This window comes from Polaribacter sp. R2A056_3_33, from assembly GCF_019278485.1.
Classification (GTDB): Bacteria; Bacteroidota; Bacteroidia; order Flavobacteriales; family Flavobacteriaceae; genus Polaribacter.
This window is the reverse complement of record NZ_CP058984.1, coordinates 4,145,775-4,170,013: the sequence shown is the minus strand read 5'-3', so window position 1 is coordinate 4,170,013 and position 24,239 is coordinate 4,145,775. Positions and strand designations below refer to the sequence as shown.

At 32.5% G+C, this 24,239-nt stretch carries 12 protein-coding genes, 2 tRNA genes and 3 rRNA genes; 12 read left to right on the top strand and 5 right to left on the bottom strand.

The annotated features are described in order from the left end of the window. Positions 1 to 284 precede the first annotated feature (284 nt). Together H0I29_RS17710 and H0I29_RS17705 are read right to left on the bottom strand one after the other, a co-directional pair. Positions 285 to 4,436 (bottom strand): hybrid sensor histidine kinase/response regulator transcription factor, encoded by a 4,152-nt coding sequence (locus tag H0I29_RS17710; RefSeq protein WP_218753790.1) that lies wholly within the window; start codon positions 4,434 to 4,436, stop codon positions 285 to 287. Positions 4,437 to 4,948: 512 nt separating this feature from the next. Further along, on the bottom strand, positions 4,949 to 6,184 hold the full coding sequence (locus H0I29_RS17705) for an ABC transporter permease (RefSeq protein ID WP_218755260.1): 1,236 nt from the start codon (positions 6,182 to 6,184) through the stop codon (positions 4,949 to 4,951). 4 nt (positions 6,185 to 6,188) lie between these two features. Here H0I29_RS17705 and H0I29_RS17700 point away from each other — a divergent pair, with 4 nt between their 5' ends. Then, entirely contained in the window at positions 6,189 to 7,457 is a 1,269-nt protein-coding gene (locus tag H0I29_RS17700; protein WP_218753788.1) for an exo-beta-N-acetylmuramidase NamZ domain-containing protein, read from the top strand. Positions 7,458 to 7,544: 87 nt separating this feature from the next. Here the strand turns inward: H0I29_RS17700 and H0I29_RS17695 are convergent, their stop codons facing one another. Continuing rightward, positions 7,545 to 8,438: a transporter gene (locus H0I29_RS17695; RefSeq protein WP_218730833.1), complete on the bottom strand. Its 894-nt coding sequence runs from the start codon at positions 8,436 to 8,438 to the stop codon at positions 7,545 to 7,547. 266 nt (positions 8,439 to 8,704) lie between these two features. Here H0I29_RS17695 and H0I29_RS17690 point away from each other — a divergent pair, with 266 nt between their 5' ends. From H0I29_RS17690 to H0I29_RS17640, 11 genes are all read left to right on the top strand, one after another. Further along, complete coding sequence (locus tag H0I29_RS17690; RefSeq protein WP_218753758.1) at positions 8,705 to 9,739, top strand: quinone-dependent dihydroorotate dehydrogenase; 1,035 nt, start codon at positions 8,705 to 8,707, stop codon at positions 9,737 to 9,739. A gap of 55 nt (positions 9,740 to 9,794) precedes the next feature. Then, positions 9,795 to 10,409, top strand: a complete 615-nt coding sequence (locus H0I29_RS17685) for a LysE family translocator (RefSeq protein ID WP_218753756.1) — start codon at positions 9,795 to 9,797, stop codon at positions 10,407 to 10,409. Positions 10,410 to 11,858: 1,449 nt separating this feature from the next. Further along, positions 11,859 to 13,376: ribosomal RNA gene (locus H0I29_RS17680) — 16S ribosomal RNA — on the top strand. A gap of 85 nt (positions 13,377 to 13,461) precedes the next feature. Further along, positions 13,462 to 13,535 (top strand) — tRNA-Ile (locus H0I29_RS17675). An 82-nt stretch (positions 13,536 to 13,617) separates the two neighbouring features. Next, positions 13,618 to 13,691 (top strand) — tRNA-Ala (locus tag H0I29_RS17670). 175 nt (positions 13,692 to 13,866) lie between these two features. Continuing rightward, a 23S ribosomal RNA gene (locus H0I29_RS17665) occupies positions 13,867 to 16,751 on the top strand. A 107-nt stretch (positions 16,752 to 16,858) separates the two neighbouring features. After that, a 5S ribosomal RNA gene (gene rrf / locus H0I29_RS17660) occupies positions 16,859 to 16,968 on the top strand. Together the 16S, 23S and 5S rRNA genes with 2 tRNA genes alongside form the textbook arrangement of a ribosomal RNA operon. A gap of 1,318 nt (positions 16,969 to 18,286) precedes the next feature. Beyond that, the gene (gene rocD / locus H0I29_RS17655) at positions 18,287 to 19,528 is read left to right on the top strand and encodes an ornithine--oxo-acid transaminase (protein WP_218753754.1); all 1,242 of its coding nucleotides are present in this window, start codon (positions 18,287 to 18,289) and stop codon (positions 19,526 to 19,528) included. A gap of 140 nt (positions 19,529 to 19,668) precedes the next feature. Next, positions 19,669 to 20,109 (top strand): DUF5362 family protein, encoded by a 441-nt coding sequence (locus H0I29_RS17650; RefSeq protein WP_254712661.1) that lies wholly within the window; start codon positions 19,669 to 19,671, stop codon positions 20,107 to 20,109. A gap of 421 nt (positions 20,110 to 20,530) precedes the next feature. Continuing rightward, entirely contained in the window at positions 20,531 to 21,853 is a 1,323-nt protein-coding gene (locus tag H0I29_RS17645; RefSeq protein WP_218753752.1) for a dihydrolipoamide acetyltransferase family protein, read from the top strand. Between the two features lie 111 nt (positions 21,854 to 21,964). Next, entirely contained in the window at positions 21,965 to 22,699 is a 735-nt protein-coding gene (locus H0I29_RS17640) for a hypothetical protein (protein WP_218730828.1), read from the top strand. Between the two features lie 73 nt (positions 22,700 to 22,772). Here H0I29_RS17640 and H0I29_RS17635 read toward each other — a convergent pair whose 3' ends face one another. After that, entirely contained in the window at positions 22,773 to 23,288 is a 516-nt protein-coding gene (locus H0I29_RS17635; RefSeq protein WP_218753751.1) for a GNAT family N-acetyltransferase, read from the bottom strand. Between the two features lie 21 nt (positions 23,289 to 23,309). Further along, positions 23,310 to 24,206 (bottom strand): neutral zinc metallopeptidase, encoded by an 897-nt coding sequence (locus H0I29_RS17630; protein ID WP_218753749.1) that lies wholly within the window; start codon positions 24,204 to 24,206, stop codon positions 23,310 to 23,312. Positions 24,207 to 24,239: the final 33 nt, after the last annotated feature.

The following is a 24,239-nucleotide window of genomic DNA, read 5'->3' as shown; positions in this document are numbered from 1 at the left end:
GTAATAACATAATAATTACTAATAGTACCTCATAAAATATTTTATTTTTAAACTTTTTCTGTTCCATAAACATTGTCGTACTCTTCAAATTTATAAGAACAAATCAATATTTTGTATCACAAAAAAAACAGCTTTTAAAACAATTGTAGCTATTTAACCTTTATTTAACACGTATGCTACATTTAATTCATTTGGCGCAACAATTGTTTTATAGCACTATTTTATTGAGAAATAAAGTACACTTAAAAAGGATCTTTTTTAAGATGTAAAGTGTTTTAATAGTGTTAATTAGTTTCTTTTTTAATTTCTATTTCAGAAGGTAAGATTCCAAAGTGAGCCTTAAAGCATTTAGAAAAATAAGAGGGAGAAGAAAAGCCAACACTAAAACAAGCTTCACTAATATTACCTCTACCAGAGTCTAAAATTTGTTTGGCTCTTTCTAATCTTATTTTTCTAATAAACTCATTTACAGTCTGACCTGTTATAGCTTTTATTTTTCTGTATAATTGACTCCTGCTTAGTTTTAATTGTGATGCCAACTCCTCTACACTTAAGTTAGAATCTGAAATATTGTTATTTATATATTCTAATAGTTTTTGTATAAATTCTTTATCAATTGAGTTAGAGTTTATTTTTTCATCAGCACCACTTATTGCTCCAAAAAATTTATCGAAAATTAATTGTCTACTTGTTATTAATTGTGACAAACGAAGTTTTAATAATTTTAAATCGAATGGTTTTATCATGTAAGCATCAGCACCATTTTCTATACCTTCAATTCTATTCTCTATGGTTGTTCTTGCAGTTAACATCATTACAGGAATATGGCTTGTAGAGGCATCTGTTTTTATTGTTTTACAAAATTCAAACCCATCCATTTCTGGCATTACAACATCTGTAATAATTGCGTCTGGTAAGGTTTCTTTTGCCATTTTAACGCCTTCTTTACCATTACCAGCAACAAAAACCTTGTATTCTTTACTTAATTCTACTTTTAAATAATCTAGTAATTCTATATTATCTTCAACAATTAAAATGGTCTTAGTTTTAGTTAGTTTAGATGCTTCTGTAGTTGGGATTTCTGTGTCTTCTGGGGTAATTAATAAGAATTGTTCTTTTATATTTACTTTCTTCTCATTTTCATATATAATTTGATCTTTTGTATAATGAGCATTACCAGTTGGTAATAGTATTTTGAATGTGGTGCCAGAACCTACTTTACTTTCTACATTGATATCTCCTTTATGGAGGTATACAAAACTTTTTACTACTTCTAAACCAATTCCGGTTCCACCGATATAGGTTTTGTTTTGGTCTTCTACTTGATAAAAGCGTTCAAATATTTTTTCAACTTCTTGTTCGTTTAATCCTGTTCCAGTATCAGAAATTACTATTTCAATTACTTCCACCGGTTGCTTTTTATCAATTAAAGGTAAAAGGTATCGTTTGTGATTAGAAAATAAATCAATATTTATAGCACCTCCTTTTGGAGTTGCCTTTATGGCATTAGATAAGAGGTTGAATATGATTTTTTCTAACATCTTTTCATCAGCCCAAACACTTAAATCTGGTACATCAGAATCTACACTCAATAAAATGTTTTTATTGGTTGTTTCTTCTTGAAAATAGTTCGCAATGTTTTTAGAAAACTCAATTAAATTAATTTTAGAGGCTCTAATTTTCATCTTATTATGCTCTAATTTTCTAATATCCATTAACTCATTTATCAATCTGTAAAGTCTGTTTGTGTTTTTGTAGATGATTGCATGTTTATTTTTAACACTTTGTGGTAGGTCTAATTCTTTGTTGCTAATAATATCTTTAATAGGGTTTATAATTAGTGTTAACGGTGTTCTAAACTCATGAGAAATATTTGTAAAAAATTGAAGTTTCTTTTGATTCAATTCGTCATTTTGAGTTTGTGCTAAACGTTCATTTTTTAATATTTCTTTTTCTTTTATTCTTTGTTGAGTTAAGCTGTTTAGTAAATAAATGCATAATAAAAACAGTATAATATAACCTAATATTGCCCAATTGGTTTTCCACCAAGGTGGAAGAATGGTAATATTTAATTCTAATGGAATGTTACTCCAAACACCGTCATTATTAGAGGCTTTGAGTTTAAAAATATAATCTCCATGATCTAAATTTGTATAGGTCGCATTTCTTTTATGTCCAACGTAATTCCATGTATTTTCATAACCTTCTAAATAATAAGCATAATTATTTTTTTCTGGTCTTGTATAGTTCAAGCCAGTATATTCAATGGTAAATACAGATTGGGTGTGTGAAAGTTGAATGTTTTTTGTCTCTGAAATAACTTTTTCTAATGGAGAGTTTTCAGTAAGAGGAATTACTTTTTCATTAAACAATTTAAAATCTGTAAAATGTAGAGAAGGCAAGCTAGCATTTGTGGCTATTTCTTTTGGATTAAAATAATCTAACCCCTTAAAATTACCAAAATACAAAATACCTTTTTCATCTTTTAAAACTGCTCCAAAATTAAAATCATTAGAAAGTAAACCGTCATTTGATGTATAATTAGTGAAATTTTCTTCTTCTATGTTAATTTTTGTAAGACCAGAATTACCGCTAACCCAAATATTTTTATCATTATCTTCTATGATTGCAGCGATATTTTCTTCCTCAAAACCTTTAGATTTATTATACCATGTATAGGTGTCTTCTTTTTTATTGTACCTACAAAGTCCTGCTCCTCTTGTTCCAATCCAAATTTCATTTTTAGAAGATTCATAAATACTTAAAATATGACTGACGTCAGATAAGTGCCCATATTCTTTTTGCATTCTAGTTTTTAGAGAAACAACATTAAAGGTGTTATTTTCTAATCTTGTTATTCTAAACAAACCATCGGGAGTTCCTACCCAAATAACATCTTCTGAATCTACAAAAACTACCATAAGTTTATTGCATAAAGATTTATGAGCTACAAATTCTTCAGAATTAAATTTTGTAAAGGTGTTTGTAGTAGGGGTGTAGGAGTGTAGTCCTTCAAAAAAAGTAGCAATCCAAATGGTCCCTTTAGAATCCTCCGAAAAACTTCTTACCGTATTTGCTTTAAAGTTTTTTACAGCATTATGTTTACTAAAATTTATGAATTTTTTAGATCCATTTTTTAAAAGATAAATACCACTATCCCAACTTCCTGCCCATAAATTATTTTTAGAATCTAAAAACAAACTCACAATGTAATTAGAATTAAGTCCCGAATAAACAGTGTTATTTTCTTTATTGATATGAGTTATTTTAGCGTTTATAGGGTTGTAAATATCAATACCACCGCCATCTGTAGAGATCCATAAATTACCAGTTTTGTCTTTTACAACACTTGAAACAGAGGGTATTGTTAACGAATTATTTTTATTAGGTAAGCTTTTTATATCTTTAAATTTATCATAGAGTTTATCGCTAACGGCAACACCACTGTTAAAGTAACCCATCCAAATTCTATCATTCTTATCTATAAAAAGTTCCCAAATAGAGTTATGTAAAATACTGTTTTCTTCTGTTTTATTTGAAACATAATTTTTAATAATATCGCCATTCTCTTCTAAATGAAAAAGACCATCATTCTCTGTTCCAATCATCAATGTACTATCTGATAATTGAATTATTTTCATGATTTTTTTCGATGTAATATCAAATTTATTTAAACGTATTATATTGTTATTTCTATCATTAGTAAGGTCACATTTGTAGATACCATTTTCTCTTTCAAAGCCAATCCATAAATTATCTTTTGTATCTATATACAGGTTAGAAATTGAGTGATTTATAGATTTTTCATCACCTGCAAAAACTCTAGTATTAATTAGTTTATTATGTATAAAATCAATTTCTTTTAAACCAAGGTTTGTACCTACAAAAGTTTTGCCTTGCTTTGTGTGTTTTATACTAGTAATTGATAAATCTGGAGATTTTTTATTTAAAATTCTTTCTGTTAAAAGTGTATTAATATCTAATTTGTAAAGACCTTTTCTGTCCGTTCCTACTAACAAATTACCTGTAGCATCTTCTTCTAAAGCTAATACATTTTCTTTATAGTTAAGATTAGTATTTAATTGTACTTTTTTAAAATGATCTAAATCTCTATCATATAAATTTAATCCATTTTCTGTTCCGCACCACAGTCTATTTTTACTGTCTAAAAAAAGACATTGTACTAAATTATTGCTTAAAGAATGAGTGTTTTCAAAATCAAATTTATAAGGAGTATAATCTATACCATCAAATTTATATAAACCAGTTCCAGTAGTACCAATCCAAATAAACCCTTGGTTGTCTTGTACAATAGATGAGACGCCCACTTTAGGTATGCCTTCCTTAATATTTACAAACTGAAATTCTTTATAAGATTTTTGTGCATAGTTAATTATGGAAGACAAAAATAGTATTAAAACCAAGAGTTTTTTCATAAACTAATAATTTAATAGTTACTGTAATATTACATTTTTAAACCTAATTATTTCAAGTTGATTTTTTATTTATTTGGAGGATGTTTTAATAAAAATCCGTTTTTTTTATCTAAATAATAGGTAGTTAGATAATCTATTTTTGGAATGTTATTATTTAATTATAAATGTAATCAACTTTAACTTGAAACTAGGGGAAGCTTTACAAATTAGATCTAAAGATAGCTTTAGTTAATAAATTTAAGTGCAACAAATTAAACATCTAATGAAAGAGATGTTGCTTCCTAGTTTAGAATTAAATATAATGGAATGATTTACAGGGATTAAAAGTGCTACTCTTATTGTATAAATCTTTTATAAAAGAGAAAAACAATAATACTTATTTATAAGTATTATTGTTTTTCTCTTTGCCTTATTTAAATTTTAAATAAGTATACCGTAATTATCATTTAATTAAAGCGTTGTGAAATTTTAAAAAACAAATTAAATAAAGAATATTGTTTTAAAAAAGAGATTTAAGCAAACTTTATAGATTTAGAAGGCTGAATTTTAGTAATTATATATGATGGAATAATCAGCATTAAAAAAGACATAATTAACGTGCCAATATTTAGTAATAAAATAGCTTTTAGAGAGATGTAAACAGGCATTGTAGTTACATAATAGGTCTCTGGATTTAATGTAATTAGCTCAAAGTAATATTGTATAAAAAGGATAGATAAACCAATAATGTTTCCCCAAAAAAGCCCTTTTAAAATAAGGTAAGAGGCGTTGTATAAAAATATTTTTCGGATGCTTGTATTCGTGCTTCCTAAGGCTTTTAAAATACCAATCATTTGTACGCGTTCTAAAATTAAAACGAGTAGGGCAGTAATCATATTTATGCCTGCAACTAAGATCATAATGGCAATAATAAACCACACATTATTATCAAAAAGTTCAATCCATTCAAATACAGCTGGGTAACTGTCTAAAATAGTTTTACTGTTTAAAGTTGCACCAATATTACTGTAAATTTCTTCTCCTTTTTCTTCAATTTTATCAAAACTATCTAAAATAATTTCAAAGCCTCCAACCTCATTATCTGTCCATTTATTTAGATTTTGGACTTCTCTGATGTCACCAATCATCATGCTTTTATCAAATTCAGCAAAACCAGAATTATAGATTCCTACTATGGTGTATTTTCTGTTTGATGGTAGCTTACTAGTAGAGGTTTTTATAAAAGTAGCTAAAACAGTATCGTTTAATTTCAACTGTAAACGATTCATTATTGTTTGAGATAATAAAACTTCTTTGGTTCTATCTTGATTAAAGTTTGGGGTTCTACCTTCAACTAAATACTCGGTAAAAAAAGTCCAATCGTAATCTGTAGAAACTCCTTTAAAAATAATGCCTTCAAATTCTGTTTCTGTTCTTAAAATTCCAGCTTTATTAGCAAAAACTTGAATGTTTTTAATTCCATCTACATTTTTAAACTTCGGATAAAAATCTTGGTTTTTATCAATAGGAACTGTTGAAACATCAGAATTATTAGCATCGTAATTAATAATTTGAACATGGCCTTTAAAACCAGCCATTTTATCACGAATTTTATATTGCAAGCCAGCACCAGTTGCAACAGAAATGAGCATAATAATAATCCCCAATGCAATTGCTGTGATTGCAATTTTTATTATTGGAGATGATATGCTATTTTTATACTTTTTACCGGCAATAATGCGTTTTGCAATAAATAACTCGTAATTCAAATTGATGATAGATTTTAAACCTTTCAAAAGTACATATTTATTCTTATTTCTAATGCTGAATTTTCAGCTGATTTGTTATGCTCAAATTACATCAATTAAAAGTACAGGTTTAAAAGTAGGGAGTAAGAGAGAACAGGAAACTGTTAAAGTAGGTGCAGAAAGTACCCATTTGTATCTCAGTTTATTAAAAGGTAAAAATGTAGCAATTGTTGCAAACCAAACTTCTGTATTGTCTGTTATTCAGAGAGCGGAAGTAGCGCCTAATGTTATGGGGTCTAAAAAAGTTACGCATCATTTGGTAGATTATTTACATAACTATAATGGAATAAATGTAAAAAAAGTTTTTGCACCAGAACACGGTTTTAGAGGGAAAGCAGATGCTGGCGAGGTTGTAAAAGATGGATTTGACACCAAAACAGGTTTACCAATTATATCGCTTTATGGTAAAAATAAAAAACCGTCTGCAGCACAATTAAAAGGAATTGACGTTGTAGTTTTTGATATTCAAGATGTAGGTGCTCGTTTTTACACCTATATTTCTTCTTTACATTATGTAATGGAAGCTTGCGCAGAACAAAGAATCCAAGTGATTTTGTTAGACAGACCAAACCCGAATGCATATTATATAGACGGTCCTGTTTTAGAACTAGAGCATACATCTTTTGTGGGAATGCATAAAGTTCCTGTAGTTTATGGAATGACTATTGGCGAATATGGAAAAATGATAAATGGTGAAAAATGGCTTAAAAACGGAATTAAGTGTGATTTAACAGTAATACCTGTAGATAATTACAATCATCAAACGGAGTATAGTTTACCGATAAAACCGTCACCAAATTTACCAAATGATAAAAGTATAAATCTCTATGCTAGTTTGTGCTTTTTCGAAGGAACGAATGTTTCTGCAGGAAGAGGAACAGAAATGCAGTTCCAAATTTATGGTTCTCCGTATTTAGTAAAAAGCGATTTTACTTTTATTCCACAAGCAAATGAAGGTGCAAAATATCCAAAATATAAAAACACATTATGTTATGGAGAGAATTTACAAGAAGCAGAAAAGCTTAATAAATTAGACTTGTCTTTTTTAATAGAAGCTTACAAACAGAATACTTCTAATGAGTTTTTTAATAATTTCTTTACAAAACTAGCAGGTACAAAAAAGCTGCAACAACAAATAGAAAAAGGGATCTCTGAAACTGACATCAGAAAAACTTGGGAGAAAGATTTAGATGCATTTAAAGAAGTTCGAAGTAAGTACTTGATTTATCAGTAAAAAAAAGAACTTTAAAAGTTATAAAATAGTTTAAAATAAAAAAGCTCGTAAGAAATTACGAGCTTTTTTAATGGTATTAAAAGAAACCTATATGTTAAGGTTGTAAGTTAATCCAACAGAAAAGTTAGTCGATTTACCGATATTACGACCGTCAATTACGCTACTAAAACCTACGCTAGCTCCTAATTCTGGAATAATGTTTTTATAAATAGTTGCACCTAATCTTGTGTATTCTACTTTAGTTTCAGGAAAATTTCCTCCAAAAGTAGCATCACTAATATCTACACCATCAGTTGAAGCTAAATAATCTAACCAACCTTCTACATAAATAAAAGAACTTGCATATCCTATTTTAGTTGTTGCATAATAAGCATTTGGTACATCAAAATCAGCTCCACCAGAAGTATTATCTGCATCTCCTTTAAATTGGTAAGAATTTAAAAAAGTAGCAAAAAGACCATCATTATTTTGTAAATGTAAACCAGCAGTTAGGTTCGTAGAAAATGTATTATTACCAAGAGATAAAATTCCGTTTGCTTCATAACCTGTAGGAATATCAACACTTAAACCCGTTATAACATCTAAATTTAATTTATCAAAATCAAAAGTATACGCATTATATTTTAATCCAACAGAAATATCCTGAAAACCATCTTGTTTACTAGTTCCGTTAAAAGGATCTGCAATACCATTTCCTTCTGCAGAAATGTAAGGTGCATTTAAAACAACAGATAATTTGTTTGTAATACCGTATTTTGCGTATAAACTGTATATGTTTTGATCAATTTCATTATGTGCAGGCACTGCATCCATTTTAGTTTTTCCTGCGTAAAATTTTTCATAATTACTAGAGGTATAAGAAGCTGTTACAGATAAATCACCTTTTTTTGGAGTAAAACCATCTAACAATCCTTGTGCATTAGTTTGTGCTGTTAAAGCTAGTCCAAAAACCAATCCTAATACTATTTTACTTGTTTTCATTTTATGTTTTTTAATAGTTAGGTTTCTTTGTCGAATGCTAATTATTTACATTACAAGATGATTTTTTTCTTTTCTGAAATAGAAAAATAGAAAAGAAAATATTTTTTATTTCTACCTCTTTTTGAGTGTGTTATCATTTTTTTTTTTAAATAATTTTTTTAATTTTTTTTGATTTTTTATTTGAAATAGGTTTTAGAGTTTTATCATTATAAAATTTGTAATTTTGAAAACTAGAAATAAGCTACTTAAAATAATTCTAGTAAAGCATGTACAAATCTATTGTAAGACCGATTTTCTTTTTATTCGATCCAGAAAAAATTCATTACTTCACTTTTTCTTTAGTCAAAAACCTTTGTAAAATTCCTTTTGTTTCTTCTGTATTCAGAAGTTTATATGTGGTTGATGACAAACGATTAGAAAAAACCTTATTCGGATTAACCTTTAAGAATCCAGTAGGTTTGGCAGCAGGTTTCGATAAAAATGCAGTTTTGTATAATGAATTGGCAAATTTTGGTTTCGGATTTATAGAAATAGGAACCGTGACACCAAAAGGACAAGTTGGTAATCCTAAAAAAAGGTTATTTAGATTAAAAGACGATCAAGGAATTATAAATAGAATGGGGTTTAATAATGACGGAATGGAAGCTGCCATTAAAAACCTAAAAAAGAATAAAGGACAAGTTATTATTGGTGGAAATATTGGTAAAAATACAGCAACAACTCCAGAAAATTATACGCAAGATTATTGCGAGGTTTTTACAGAATTGCATCCATATGTAGATTATTTTGTATTAAATGTAAGCTGTCCAAATGTAGGTAGCCATGCAAAATTAAATGATAAAGACTATTTATTAGAATTAATTTCTGCTTGTCAGAATCTTAATAATAAAGAAAAAGTACAAAAACCAATTTTATTAAAAATTGCTCCGGATCTAAATAATATCCAGTTAGATGAAATTATTGAATTGGTGCATGAAACAAAAATTGATGGTGTGATTGCTTCAAATACTTCTACAAATAGAGAAAATCTAAAAGTTTCAAAAGAACGTTTATCAGAAATAGGAAATGGTGGTGTTAGTGGTCAACCCGTTAAAAACCAAAGTACAGCTGTAATTAAATACTTAGCAGATACCTCAAAAAAAGCTTTTCCTATAATCGGAGTAGGAGGTATTCACTCAGAAAAAGATGCGTTAGAAAAACTAAATGCAGGTGCAGATTTAGTACAAGTTTACACAGGTTTTATTTACGAAGGACCAAGTTTGGTAAAACGAATTAATAAAGCAATTCTAAAACAATCTTAAAGTCTAACTAAAAGTTTAATAAAGCAATTTACTTACCTAAAAGAACTTAATTGTTATGGTAGAAACTTTGATTTCTTTTGCCTTTGCAACAGCTATTTTAGCAATTTCTCCAGGTCCAGACAATATTTTTGTATTAACACAGAGTATTGTAAACGGAACAAAATATGGTATCGCTACAGTTTTAGGCTTAATGTCTGGTTGTTTGGTGCACACTACATTAGTCGCTTTCGGAGTATCGGCAATCATCAAAGAAAATGAAAGTCTCTTCTTGATCATTAAATTATTAGGAGCAAGTTATCTGCTCTTTTTAGCCTACAAAGTCTATAAAAGTAATGCTAAAATAGTCTTATCCAATACCAATATTCAAAAAGAGTCTACATTTAAACTATTCAAAAAGGGATTTATAATGAATGTATTAAACCCTAAGGTTGCTTTATTCTTTTTAGCATTTTTTCCTCAGTTTTTGTTTTCTAAAACGATGTCAAGCGTTGTTCAGTTTTATACTTTAGGCGCTCTTTTTATTGTGGTGTCTTTTTTAGTATTTACAATCATAGCAATTTTAGCAGGCAGTATTTCTAGCTATTTAAAAGAACACGCTAAAGTAGGAGTGTATCTAAAATGGGGACAAATAATTGTATTTACTTTCATTGCATTTATGATTTTATTATAAGGCTAATTGAATACATATATTCAAAAGGACAAATATTCTCTTTTGGGTGTTCCCTTTTTTAGTCAAGACTATATAAGTTTCGTTTTTATTTAATGACCAACATCAATTTAAAGAATATTTAGAAAAAAAAGGTCGGGCTTTCCACTATATCTTTTTATATGCTTATTTCTGCTATCGCATCAATAAGCATATAAAAAGGATGCCGTTTCAATCCCTAACACGAGTATGTACCAGCTTAAGTTTTATTTCGAAAAGACTACTTTATATATAGATATTTATCGATAAGTAAATAAAACCAATTTTTAAGGATCTTAACATACTGTCAGTTCGAGCGCAGTCCAGAGCTATTAGATTCTTAAAATAAGTTCAGACTTCGTTTAACCGAAGATTTTATTTGTTTTTAAACGATGCTCTATTCGAATTATTCAAAAACTATTTATAAATGAGAGAACAAAACTATGTTTTCTATGTTGCTATGTGTTTAAAAAGAATATTTCTAGAATCATTTTAAGAATTACATCTTATATAAGACTAATTTTTCTATTTTAGACGAAGTATTAAGAATTAAAAGTTAAAAATAGAACAGATGAATAGCGTCTATAGAGGTAAAAGGCACGATTATTATAATAATAGAGCTTTTTTTTAGAATAAAAACCCGTAACTAATCAGAAGAATTAAAAGAATGCAATAATAAATACACGATATTTTCAAAATTCAACCCAAAACTTTTTGGTGTTTTAGATGAAGTTTAGATTAAAATATGGGATTTTCTAAGAAAAACCCTCAATGTTCATATCGGTCAAAAAATACCCTCAAAAAAACTTTCTTCATAAACAGTTAAAAACAAGTATCTTAAAACGCATTGTAAAATTAAATTAAAATAAAGGTAAAAAAATAGTTGTTAGATTAAAAATGAGTTGTAAGTTTGCACCCGCTAACAGTAATATCACACAGTTAGCAACGTTCATTGAGGAGTTGTAAGTAAGGTGATTATTAGTATTTTAATTAGATAAAATGTCAAAATTTTATTAAAAATAAAATAACAATTTCCTTAGGTTTATAATTAAAAAGAGTTGTATGTTTGCAGTCCGAAATTTTCGGCAAAACGTTCAAGAATTTTTTAGTTTTAGAGCAAACAATAAAAAATAAAAAAAAAGTTTAATTTTTTATTGTCAGATTAGAAATAGTTTGTATGTTTGCAGCCGCTAAGAAATACAGCGAAAACGATCAGAGAAAATTTGGAATGACTCTTAAAAGAGTCAGTTAGTTCGAGTCTAACATTTCTACAAAGTTTTATTTAGGGAGTAGCTTTTAGGTTACTGTTTAAGATTAAAACAAAGTTCATTGAAAATATTGAAATTGACAGCGTAATTAAAGAGTAGAATAACCATGTTTAGATTTATTTAAACAAATTCTTTTGAAACTTATTCATTAAAATATTTAAAATATACAATGAAGAGTTTGATCCTGGCTCAGGATGAACGCTAGCGGCAGGCTTAACACATGCAAGTCGAGGGGTAACATTGTGCTTGCACAGATGACGACCGGCGCACGGGTGCGTAACGCGTATAGAACCTACCTTTTACTGGAGAATAGCCTTTAGAAATGAAGATTAATGCTCCATGGTATTGAGTTTTGGCATCAAGACTTAATTAAAGATTTATTGGTAAAAGATGGCTATGCGTCCTATTAGTTAGATGGTAAGGTAACGGCTTACCATGACTTTGATAGGTAGGGGTCCTGAGAGGGAGATCCCCCACACTGGTACTGAGACACGGACCAGACTCCTACGGGAGGCAGCAGTGAGGAATATTGGGCAATGGAGGCAACTCTGACCCAGCCATGCCGCGTGAAGGATGACTGCCCTATGGGTTGTAAACTTCTTTTATACAGGAAGAAACACTGGTATGTATACCAGCTTGACGGTACTGTAAGAATAAGGACCGGCTAACTCCGTGCCAGCAGCCGCGGTAATACGGAGGGTCCGAGCGTTATCCGGAATCATTGGGTTTAAAGGGTCCGCAGGCGGTCGATTAAGTCAGAGGTGAAATCCCATAGCTCAACTATGGAACTGCCTTTGATACTGGTTGACTTGAGTCATATGGAAGTAGATAGAATGTGTAGTGTAGCGGTGAAATGCATAGATATTACACAGAATACCGATTGCGAAGGCAGTCTACTACGTATGTACTGACGCTGAGGGACGAAAGCGTGGGGAGCGAACAGGATTAGATACCCTGGTAGTCCACGCCGTAAACGATGGATACTAGTTGTTGGGCATTAGCTCAGTGACTAAGCGAAAGTGATAAGTATCCCACCTGGGGAGTACGGTCGCAAGACTGAAACTCAAAGGAATTGACGGGGGCCCGCACAAGCGGTGGAGCATGTGGTTTAATTCGATGATACGCGAGGAACCTTACCAGGGCTTAAATGTAGTCTGACAGCTTTAGAGATAGAGTTTTCTTCGGACAGATTACAAGGTGCTGCATGGTTGTCGTCAGCTCGTGCCGTGAGGTGTCAGGTTAAGTCCTATAACGAGCGCAACCCCTGTCGTTAGTTGCCATCAAGTAAAGTTGGGGACTCTAACGAGACTGCCTACGCAAGTAGTGAGGAAGGTGGGGATGACGTCAAATCATCACGGCCCTTACGTCCTGGGCCACACACGTGCTACAATGGTATGGACAATGAGCAGCCATCTGGCAACAGAGAGCGAATCTATAAACCATATCACAGTTCGGATCGGAGTCTGCAACTCGACTCCGTGAAGCTGGAATCGCTAGTAATCGGATATCAGCCATGATCCGGTGAATACGTTCCCGGGCCTTGTACACACCGCCCGTCAAGCCATGGAAGCTGGGAGTGCCTGAAGTCGGTCACCGCAAGGAGCCGCCTAGGGTAAAACTGGTAACTAGGGCTAAGTCGTAACAAGGTAGCCGTACCGGAAGGTGCGGCTGGAACACCTCCTTTCTAGAGAAAGATGGTGAGTTACAAAAAAAAGGTCATTTTTACTCTTTGCTGTTAATTTTATAATATAAGTATTTTAAGCTATTATAGTCTCGTAGCTCAGCTGGTTAGAGCGCTACACTGATAATGTAGAGGTCGGCAGTTCGAGTCTGCCCGGGACTACAAAAAGCTAAAGTACTAAGGAAATTCTGGAAGTAAGAGGATTCTACATTCATAATTTAGGATTTATTCTGAATTTCATAATGGGGGATTAGCTCAGCTGGCTAGAGCGCTTGCCTTGCACGCAAGAGGTCATCGGTTCGACTCCGATATTCTCCACAACGGTCAATTTCAAGTAAATAGACCACAAGTTCATTGACATATTGGTAAAATGATATCGTAAGAATCAAATAGATAGAGAACAATTAGAATATTTATATTCTAATTAAATAATTTTTTTATAAAAATATAAAAGAGTTCATTATAGTATGGAAACATACTGTAGCAAAAAGTACAATAAGTTAAGTAAGGGCGTATGGCGGATGCCTAGGCTCTCAGAGACGACGAAGGACGTGATAAGCTGCGAAAAGCTACGGGGAGGGGCACATACCTTTTGATCCGTAGATATCCGAATGGGGCAACCCGGCATGTTGAAGACATGTCACCTAGCAATAGGGGTAAACCCGGTGAACTGAAACATCTAAGTAACCGGAGGAAGAGAAAACAATAGTGATTCCGTTAGTAGTGGCGAGCGAACGCGGATTAGCCCAAACCAAATTTGTTACGGCAAATTTGGGGTTGTAGGGCCACGATATTCGAAGATAAGTGAATTAGAACAGTTTGGAAAGACTGACCATAGAGGGTGATAGTCCCGTAAAAGTAAGCGAATTTAAGATAGTGGTACCCTGAGTAGTGCGGGACACGAGTAATCCTGTATGAATCCACCGGGACCATCCGGTAAGGCTAAATACTCCTGAGAGACCGATAGTGAACTAGTACCGTGAGGGAAAGGTGAAAAGAACCCTAAGTAAGGGAGTGAAATAGAACCTGAAACCGTACGCCTACAAGCGGTCGGAGCATCATTTATGGTGTGACGGCGTGCCTTTTGCATAATGAGCCTACGAGTTACTGTTTCTAGCAAGGTTAATTGATTAAGTCAAGGAGCCGTAGCGAAAGCGAGTCTGAATAGGGCGCTTTAGTTAGTAGTAGTAGACGCGAAACCGAGTGATCTACCCATGGGCAGGTTGAAGCTGTGGTAACACACAGTGGAGGACCGAACCAGTTGACGTTGAAAAGTCTTTGGATGACCTGTGGGTAGGGGTGAAAGGCCAATCAAACTCGGAAATAGCTCGTACTCCCCGAAATGCATTTAGGTGCAGCGTTGAGTAAAAGTTTTATAGAGGTAGAGCTACTGATTGGATGCGGGGGCTTCACCGCCTACCAATTCCTGACAAACTCCGAATGCTATAAAATGTTTCTCAGCAGTGAGGGCATGGGTGCTAAGGTCCATGTCCGAGAGGGAAAGAACCCAGACCATCAGCTAAGGTCCCCAAATATATGTTAAGTTGAAAAAACGAGGTGAAATTGCTTAGACAGCTAGGATGTTGGCTTGGAAGCAGCCATTCATTTAAAGAGTGCGTAACAGCTCACTAGTCGAGCGATTTCGCATGGATAATAATCGGGCATAAACATATTACCGAAGCTATGGATTAACGTTGAAAGACACGTTAGTGGTAGGGGAGCATTGTAATCAGCGTAGAAGGTGTACTGTGAGGTATGCTGGAGTGTTTACAAAAGAAAATGTAGGCATAAGTAACGATAATGGGGGCGAGAAACCCCCACACCGAAAGACTAAGGTTTCCTCAGCGATGCTAATCAGCTGAGGGTTAGTCGGGTCCTAAGGCGAATCCGAAGGGAGTAGTCGATGGATAACAGGTTAATATTCCTGTACTTCTTATAATTGCGATGGGGTGACGGAGTAATGAAAGCACCGCGAACTGACGGAATAGTTCGTTGAAACATGTAGCTATTGGCACTGTAGGTAAATCCGCAGAGTTAGGTGAAATGTGATAGTACCAAGCGTCTTCGGACAATTGGATAGTGTGCCTAAGGGCTTCCAAGAAAAACCTCTAAGCTTCAGATTATAAGAACCCGTACCGTAAACCGACACAGGTAGTTGGGATGAGAATTCTAAGGTGCTCGAGAGATTCATGGCTAAGGAACTAGGCAAAATAGACCCGTAACTTCGGGAGAAGGGTCGCCCATCTTCGGATGGGCCGCAGTGAAAAGGTCCAGGCGACTGTTTATCAAAAACACAGGGCTTTGCTAAATTGAAAGATGATGTATAAGGCCTGACACCTGCCCGGTGCTGGAAGGTTAAGTGGAGGGTTTAGCTTCGGCGAAGATCTGAAATGAAGCCCCAGTAAACGGCGGCCGTAACTATAACGGTCCTAAGGTAGCGAAATTCCTTGTCGGGTAAGTTCCGACCTGCACGAATGGTGCAACGATCTGGACACTGTCTCAGCCATGAGCTCGGTGAAATTGTAGTATCGGTGAAGATGCCGATTACCCGCAGCGGGACGAAAAGACCCCGTGAACCTTTACTATAGCTTAGTATTGGCTTTGGATAAGTAATGTGTAGGATAGGTGGGAGACATTGAAGCGGCGTCGCTAGGCGTTGTGGAGTCGTCCTTGAAATACCACCCTTTGCTTATCTAGAGTCTAACTCAGAGATGAGGACAGTGCTTGGTGGGTAGTTTGACTGGGGTGGTCGCCTCCAAAAGAGTAACGGAGGCTTCTAAAGGTACCCTCAGTACGCTTGGTAACCGTACGTAGAGTGCAATGGCATAAGGGTGCTTGACTGAGAGACATACAGGTCGATCAGGTTGGAAACAAGAGCATAGTGATCCGGTGGTTCCGCATGGAAGGGCCATCGCTCAAAGGATAAAAGGTACTCCGGGGATAACAGGCTGATCTCCCCCAAGAGCTCATATCGACGGGGGGGTTTGGCACCTCGATGTCGGCTCGTCACATCCTGGGGCTGGAGAAGGTCCCAAGGGTTGGGCTGTTCGCCCATTAAAGTGGCACGCGAGCTGGGTTCAGAACGTCGTGAGACAGTTCGGTCTCTATCTGCTGTGGGCGTTAGAAATTTGCGTGGATCTGACTCTAGTACGAGAGGACCGAGTTGGACTGACCTCTAGTGTACCTGTTGTTTCGCCAGAAGCATAGCAGGGTAGCTACGTCGGGAAGGGATAAGCGCTGAAAGCATATAAGCGCGAAACCCACCACAAGATGAGATTTCTTTAAAGGGTCGTTGGAGATTACAACGTTGATAGGTCATAGGTGTAAAGGCAGTAATGTCATAGCCAAGTGATACTAATAACCCATAGACTTATGTACGCTTCCCGCCGAAAGGCGGGAGCAGAACCTTTTTATTTATTAGACGATTTAGATATTATTTTACCATATGTTAACTTATACAGTTAAAATTATTTAGCTGAAAATTTTAGGGTGGTTATAGCATTGGGGCTCACCTCTTCCCATCTCGAACAGAGAAGTTAAGCCCAATCGCGCCGATGGTACTGCATTTATGTGGGAGAGTAGGTCGCCGCCTTTCTTTAATCTTGAATATTCAAGATCCTAAACCTCAATTCTTATGAATTGAGGTTTTTTTTGTCCTAAACTCAAATCATAGTCACTTTTTGTAATCTATGAATTACATAAAATCATCTAACATGGGATTTTGTTAAGAAAAATCTTATGCTCTTGATCATACACTACTTTATATTGTTAGGTGATTTTTTACAAAAGGTTGAAATGATAGTTTAGGTGTAATTATTTGAAGAATAAGCCTTGGTTTATTTTACTAACCGTAAAGTTTTAGTTTGGTATTGTGTACTCCTTAGCAACGAGCAGTCGCGAATTCTTAATCCTTGTCACTTTTGTTAATTTCAACTTATTTTAGTAAATCTTTTTTCTTTGTAATTGAGTTTGTTTCTTTCTAAACTTAAATTATAGTCATTTTTGTAATCTGAATATTAGATGAAATCATCTAAATTGTCATTTAAATTTTAGGATAAATCTCATATGCTTGATTACACAATACTTTACTTTTTTATGTGATTTCTCCTAAAAAGTCGAAAAGACAAATTGGGTGTAAAGCTTTGAGTGGATAGTCTTAGTCAATCTTATAAAGTTAAGGATTTTATATTGAAGTATTTGTACTTGTTATAAACGAGCACAAGCTAAATCTTAATGGTTGTCATTTTTGTAATCTATGCATTAGATAAAATTATCTAAATTATGATTTCGATGCTAGGAGAAATCCCATAACAGTGATAACACAATAATTACTAAACCTTATGCGATTTCTCCCCTAAAAGGTAGAAAAGACAAATTGGGGTTAATATTGGAATCAATAGCCTTGGTTTATTTTACTAAACGTAAAGGTTTTGACTGGCAGTGTGTGAAATCATTACAAAAGAGTACTAACTATGATATTTCATTTAATTGATAATACTATGCTTAACATTCTTAATGTGATTCTTCTTAAAAAGTCGAAATGACAAATTAACTTTTAACATTATAATGAATAACTTTGTTAATTTCCATTTTCAAACACTTATTATAAATTTTCAATATCTTTTTGCGTTAGTGATTGAAACGGCATCCTTTTTTGACAACTGTTGTTATTAGTAATGAAATAAAATAATTACCTGACGTATGTTTTTTATAAACTATATACAAAAAAGATATAGTGTAAAGCACGACCTTTAGGTAACGCCCAAATAATTTTTAAGGTAAGTTATTAATTGATTACTTTTGCTAAACTTCGGGGATGATTTCTTTCCCACGCTGAGTTTTCAGTATTTGCTGAAAAGATAAAGGTAGAACAGGAATGGTTATTTTATTATAAACATTTAAAACGAAAAAAAATGACTGTTTTAGACAAATTAACTTCGAAAGAAGCGATTGAACTAGAGAACAAATATGGAGCACATAACTATCATCCACTTCCTGTGGTTTTAAGTAGGGGTGAAGGTGTTTATGTTTGGGATGCAGAAGGGAAAAAATATTATGACTTTTTATCAGCATATTCTGCTGTAAATCAAGGTCATTGTCATCCGAAAATTGTTGATGCAATGGTGAATCAAGCTAAAACCTTGACTTTAACTTCGCGTGCATTTTATAATGATGTTTTGGGTAAGTATGAGAAATTTGCTACAGAACTTTTTGGTTTTGACAAATTATTACCAATGAATACTGGTGCTGAAGCGGTTGAAACTGCTTTAAAAATTGCTAGAAAATGGGCATATGAAGTAAAAGGAATTAAAGAGAATAAGGCGGAGATTATTGTTTGTGAGAATAATTTTCATGGTAGAACAACTACTATTATTTCGTTTTCTAATGATCCTGTTGCAAGAAAGAATTTTGGTCCTTACACGAAAGGTTTCCTCAAAATTGAATATGATAATTTACAAGAGTTACAAAAGGTTTTAGAAAGTAGTAACAATATTGCGGCTTTTTTGGTAGAACCAATACAGGGTGAAGCTGGTGTTTATGTACCTTCTGAAGGATATTTGGCTGCGGCAAAAAAAATGTGTGCAGAGTATAATGTTCTTTTTATTGCAGATGAAGTGCAAACAGGAATTGCAAGAACTGGTAAAATGTTGGCAGTTGATCATGAGAATGTGAAACCAGATATTTTAATTTTAGGTAAAGCGTTAAGTGGTGGTGCATATCCTGTTTCGGCTGTTTTAGCGAATAATAATATTATGGATGTTATTGGACCTGGTAATCATGGTTCTACATTTGGAGGAAACCCTGTGGCGGCAGCTGTTGCAATTGCGGCATTAGAAGTTGTTGCAGAAGAAAACTTAGCGGAAAATGCAGAAGCTTTAGGTATTATATTTAGAGCTGAATTAACTGAGTTTTGTAAAAACAACCATTTAGTAGAATCGGTTAGAGGAAAAGGTTTGTTAAATGCAATTTTAATTAATGATTCTGAAGATAGTTCTACAGCTTGGGATATTTGTATGAAATTAAAAGAGAATGGTTTATTGGCGAAACCTACTCATGGAAATATTATCCGTTTTGCACCACCATTGGTGATGAATAAAGCACAATTAATGGATTGTATTTCAATTATTAAAAATACAATTTCTGAATTTAAATAACTTAATATAATTAGTTATTCCTAAAAAGGAATGATTTTTTAGATATTATTATAGCCACGAATACACAAATTTTTAATTGTGAATTCGTGGCTTCTTTTTTTTGTTTATTTTTGAAAAAACGAAACCTTACAATTCATTTTATGATACACAATCCTATTACTCAATTAGAACAGCTTACAATAACTAAGGCTTCTAAGAATTTTTTAAAAGAAACAGCTAAATGGGCAAAATTCTTGTCAATTATTGGTTTTATCTTAATTGCAATCATGCTTGTTTTTGCTGTTTTTGCTACAACTATTTTCGAATTGGCAGGTAAAATGCAACCTGGTATGCCTGCGAGTTTAGGATTAACAATGACAGTAACTTATTTGGTACTAGCCATTATTTATTTTTTTCCGGTATATTACTTATTACAATTCTCTAATAAAATGAAAACCGCATTGTCTACAAAAAATGATGAAACTTTAGCTAAAGCTTTTGATATGTTAAAATCTCACTATAAGTTTATAGGAGTTTTTACTATTATAACCATGTCCTTATATGCTTTGTTAATTGTTGCTGCAGTTTTTGGTGGACTTTAGAATTGTATTTTTAAATTTTTATGTTTCTTGAATTATTTAAATGTTGAAATTAAATATTATCGAAAATCAATAAATTTAAAAAGGACATTTATATAGCTAAAGATCATTTTTATTTCTTTTGTTTCTCTTAAAACTTATAGATACTATTATAATCTTTAATTACTTAACTTTTTAAAATAGCTTGTTTAAGTTGATTACCTATTTTATGTTTACATAAATAAAAGTTGTATTGGTAATCAATATTGTATAAAATATATTAAAATTAATTTTTTGTTACATTAAATTCATCAAAATTAAATTTAAAATAAGTTTTATTATGGATAATGTAAAGTTTGTTTTGTAGTTTCATTTTTTTATTAGATTAAAAACACTAAAAAATCAACGATTTTTAGTACTTTTGCATACTGAAAAATTAGATAAAATGGCGAGATTTGAATTGAAATTACCTAAAATGGGAGAAAGTGTTGCAGAAGCAACGATAACTTCTTGGTTAAAAGAAGTTGGAGATACCATTGAATTAGATGAAGCTGTGGTAGAAATTGCTACAGATAAAGTAGACTCAGAAATTCCTTCTGAAGTTGCTGGTACATTAATAGAAATTTTATTTGAAAAAGATGATGTTGTTGCTGTTGGAGCAACCATTGCAATTATAGAAATAGAAGGAGAAGGTTCTGGTGCAGAACCAGTTGCTGCATCTGGAAATGCAGAAAAGTCTCCAGTGGAAGAGATAGAAAAAACGATTGAAAAAGCTGTTGACACCGTTTCTACACCAATTGCTAAAGTTTCTGATTCTGGTAAGTTTTATTCACCTTTGGTTAGAAATATTGCACAAACGGAAGGTATTTCTATGAGCGAATTAGAATCTATTTCTGGTTCGGGTAAAGATGATAGAGTTACTAAAGAAGACATCCTTTCTTATATAGAAAATAGAGGTGAAGTTATTAAAGAAACACCATCAGAAGCTCCTGTTAAAGCTGAAGCTCCTAAAAAAATAGAGAAAACGGTTGCTAAAGCAGCTCCAATTTCTGTAAATGGAGAAGATGAAATAATAGAAATGAGTAGAATGGGGAAATTGATTTCTAAGCACATGGTAGATTCTATACAGACTTCTGCGCATGTACAATCTTTTATAGAAATTGATGTAACCAATATTGTAAATTGGAGAAATAATGTTAAAGATGCTTTCTTTAAAAGAGAAGGAGAGAAATTAACTTTTACACCAATTTTTATGCAAGCAATTGCTACTACAATTAAAAAATATCCTTTAATTAATATTGCAGTTAATGGTGATACCATTATTAAAAAGAAAAATATTAATTTAGGAATGGCTGCTGCGTTACCAGATGGAAACTTAATTGTTCCTGTCATTAAAAATGCAGATCAACTTAGTTTGGTAGGAATTACCAAATCAGTTAATGATTTAGCTAATAGAGCAAGAAATAATGCTTTAAAGCCAGATGATATACAAGGAGGAACTTATACAGTTACAAATGTTGGTGGTTTTGGTTCTATTATGGGAACACCAATTATTAATCAACCACAGGTTGCTATTTTAGCCTTAGGAGCTATTAGAAAAGTGCCGGCGGTTATAGAAACTCCAGAAGGTGATTTTATAGGAATTAGACAAAAAATGTTTGTATCACATTCTTATGATCATAGAGTTGTAAATGGTGCTTTAGGTGGTATGTTTATTAAAACTTTAAAAGATATTTTAGAAGCTTGGGACATAAACCAAGACTTCTAGTTTTAAAATAAATACAATTATACTAAAAACGCTCACAATTTGTGAGCGTTTTTTTGTTTCAAAATATTATATTCGTTGTATATAAATAATTATAAAACTAAATTTTAAAAAATGAAAAAATTGTTAATTTTATTTCTAGCTATTTCTGCAAACTTAAGCTTAGCGCAAGATGCTGCATTACTTAGATTAAACTATGAAAAAGGAGCTACTTATGATGTTGAAATGAACATTTCTCAAGAAATGGGAACTGTAATGTCTATGGGAATGCTTATTAATATGGATATAAAAGTTTTAGATGTAAAGGATGATACTTATGATAGTGAAATGAAATTCACTAAAATGACTATGGACATGTTACAAGGTGGACAAGCAATGAGTTTTGATTCTACTAAAAGTGATGAAGAGTTAGATGATACTGGTAAGATGATGAAAGCTCAAATGGGACCAATGTTAAGTGCTCTTATTTATGCTAAAGGAAATAACTTAGGTGAAATTTTAGAAGTAAAAGTAGAGCCAAGCATCCCAGGAGTAGAAGATATGGCAAAACAATCTAGTAATGTTGTGTATCCTACAGAAGCAGTTAGTGTTGGTAGTACTTGGACAATGACTAAAGAAGAAAAAGGTATGAAAATGGATTTTTTATATACTGTAAAGTCAATATCAAGTGATAAAGTTGTTTTAGACTTATCTGGTGATGTTTCTGGAATGGCTACAGGAAAAATTTCTGGAAATATGAATATTGATAAAGCTTCTGGAATTCCTGAAAACTCTACAATTGATATGAATATGTCAGTAAGCGGACAAGAATTGAAGTCTAAAATTACAATGACAATGGTTAAAAAATAACCTTCTTATTTTAAGGAAATAAAAAAGCTTCAGATATGTATTCTGAAGCTTTTTTTATGAGGTTATTATAATCTTAAAACTCTAAATAAAAAACATCATTAGGTCTCGTTTCTGTTTTAGAAACAGGAAAATCATAATCTGCTATTTTTTTAAAGCCTGCTTTTTTGTAAAAATCGATTGCTTTGTAGTTTTTTACCCATACATACAACCAAATACCTTTTTGATTTTGTTGTTTGGCTAACTCTAAATTGTGTGTAAATAATTGTTTACCTAAACCTGCACCATAAAACTCTTCCAATAAGTACAAACGTTCCATTTTTGTAACATTGGTTTCCTTTATGTTTTCGTTTTTGTAATTGATAATAATCTTAGAATAACCAGCTAAAACATCACCTTTAAAAATTAAATTATATTGAAACTTCTTATTGGTTATCTCTTCAATTAAGTTTTGCTCATTAAAACTAGTACTAATATAAGCATCCATCATTTCCTTAGAGATAGCTTCTTTATGTGGAACAAAAAATGCCTTTTCACCAACTTTTGCTAATGCTTTAACATCTTCTAAAGCTGCTTTTTTAATTGAAATCATATAGGAGTAATAAATTAAAAGTTATAAAGAACTTGCACTAAAAGTATCACCTTGGTTAACATCGCCAGTATCAAAACCTTTTTTAAACCAACGCATTCTTTGCGCAGAAGTTCCGTGGGTAAAAGAGTCTGGTACAACGCGTCCTGTAGATTGTTTTTGTAAACGATCGTCTCCAATAGCATTTGCAGCATTTAACGCTTCTTCTAAATCATTGTCATCTAAAATTAAATTATCTTTTTGAGAATGATGCGCCCAAACACCAGCGTAAAAATCTGCTTGTAATTCTAACATAACAGAGTATTTGTTGTATTCTGTTTGACTCACTTTACCTCGTAAAGCTTGTACTTTTTTACTGATACCTGTAATGGTTTGAATGTGATGACCAACTTCATGTGCAATTACATACGCTTGCGCAAAATCTCCAGGAGCATTTAAGTTTCTTTCCATTTCTTCAAAAAAACTTAAATCTATGTATAGTTTTTCATCACCAGGACAATAGAAAGGACCAGTTGCACTAGAAGCACTTCCGCAAGCAGAATTCACAGAGCCTGTAAAAAGAACTAAAGTAGGTTCTCTATAATCTTGTATAATTTGGTTCCAAACATCTTCTGTACTTCTTAAAACTTGGTTACTAAATTCTGCTAACTCATTTTCTTTAGCTGTTCCTTTGTAGGTAGTTGAAGATTCTATTTGATTCCCAGTATTTCCTGTAATAAAGTTTAAAGGATTATTGCCTGTAAAATACATGACAGCCAAAACAATACCTACAAAAATTAATCCTTTTTTAGAAGTCACTAATTTTAATAAAAGTCCAATTATCATAGGACTTAAACTGCCTAAACCACCAGAACTCCCGCCAGAAGAGGCACCTCTTCTGTCTTCTACATTAGAACTTTTTCTATTTCCTTTCCACTTCATAAAATATCATTTTAAAAAGATAAATTTACTATT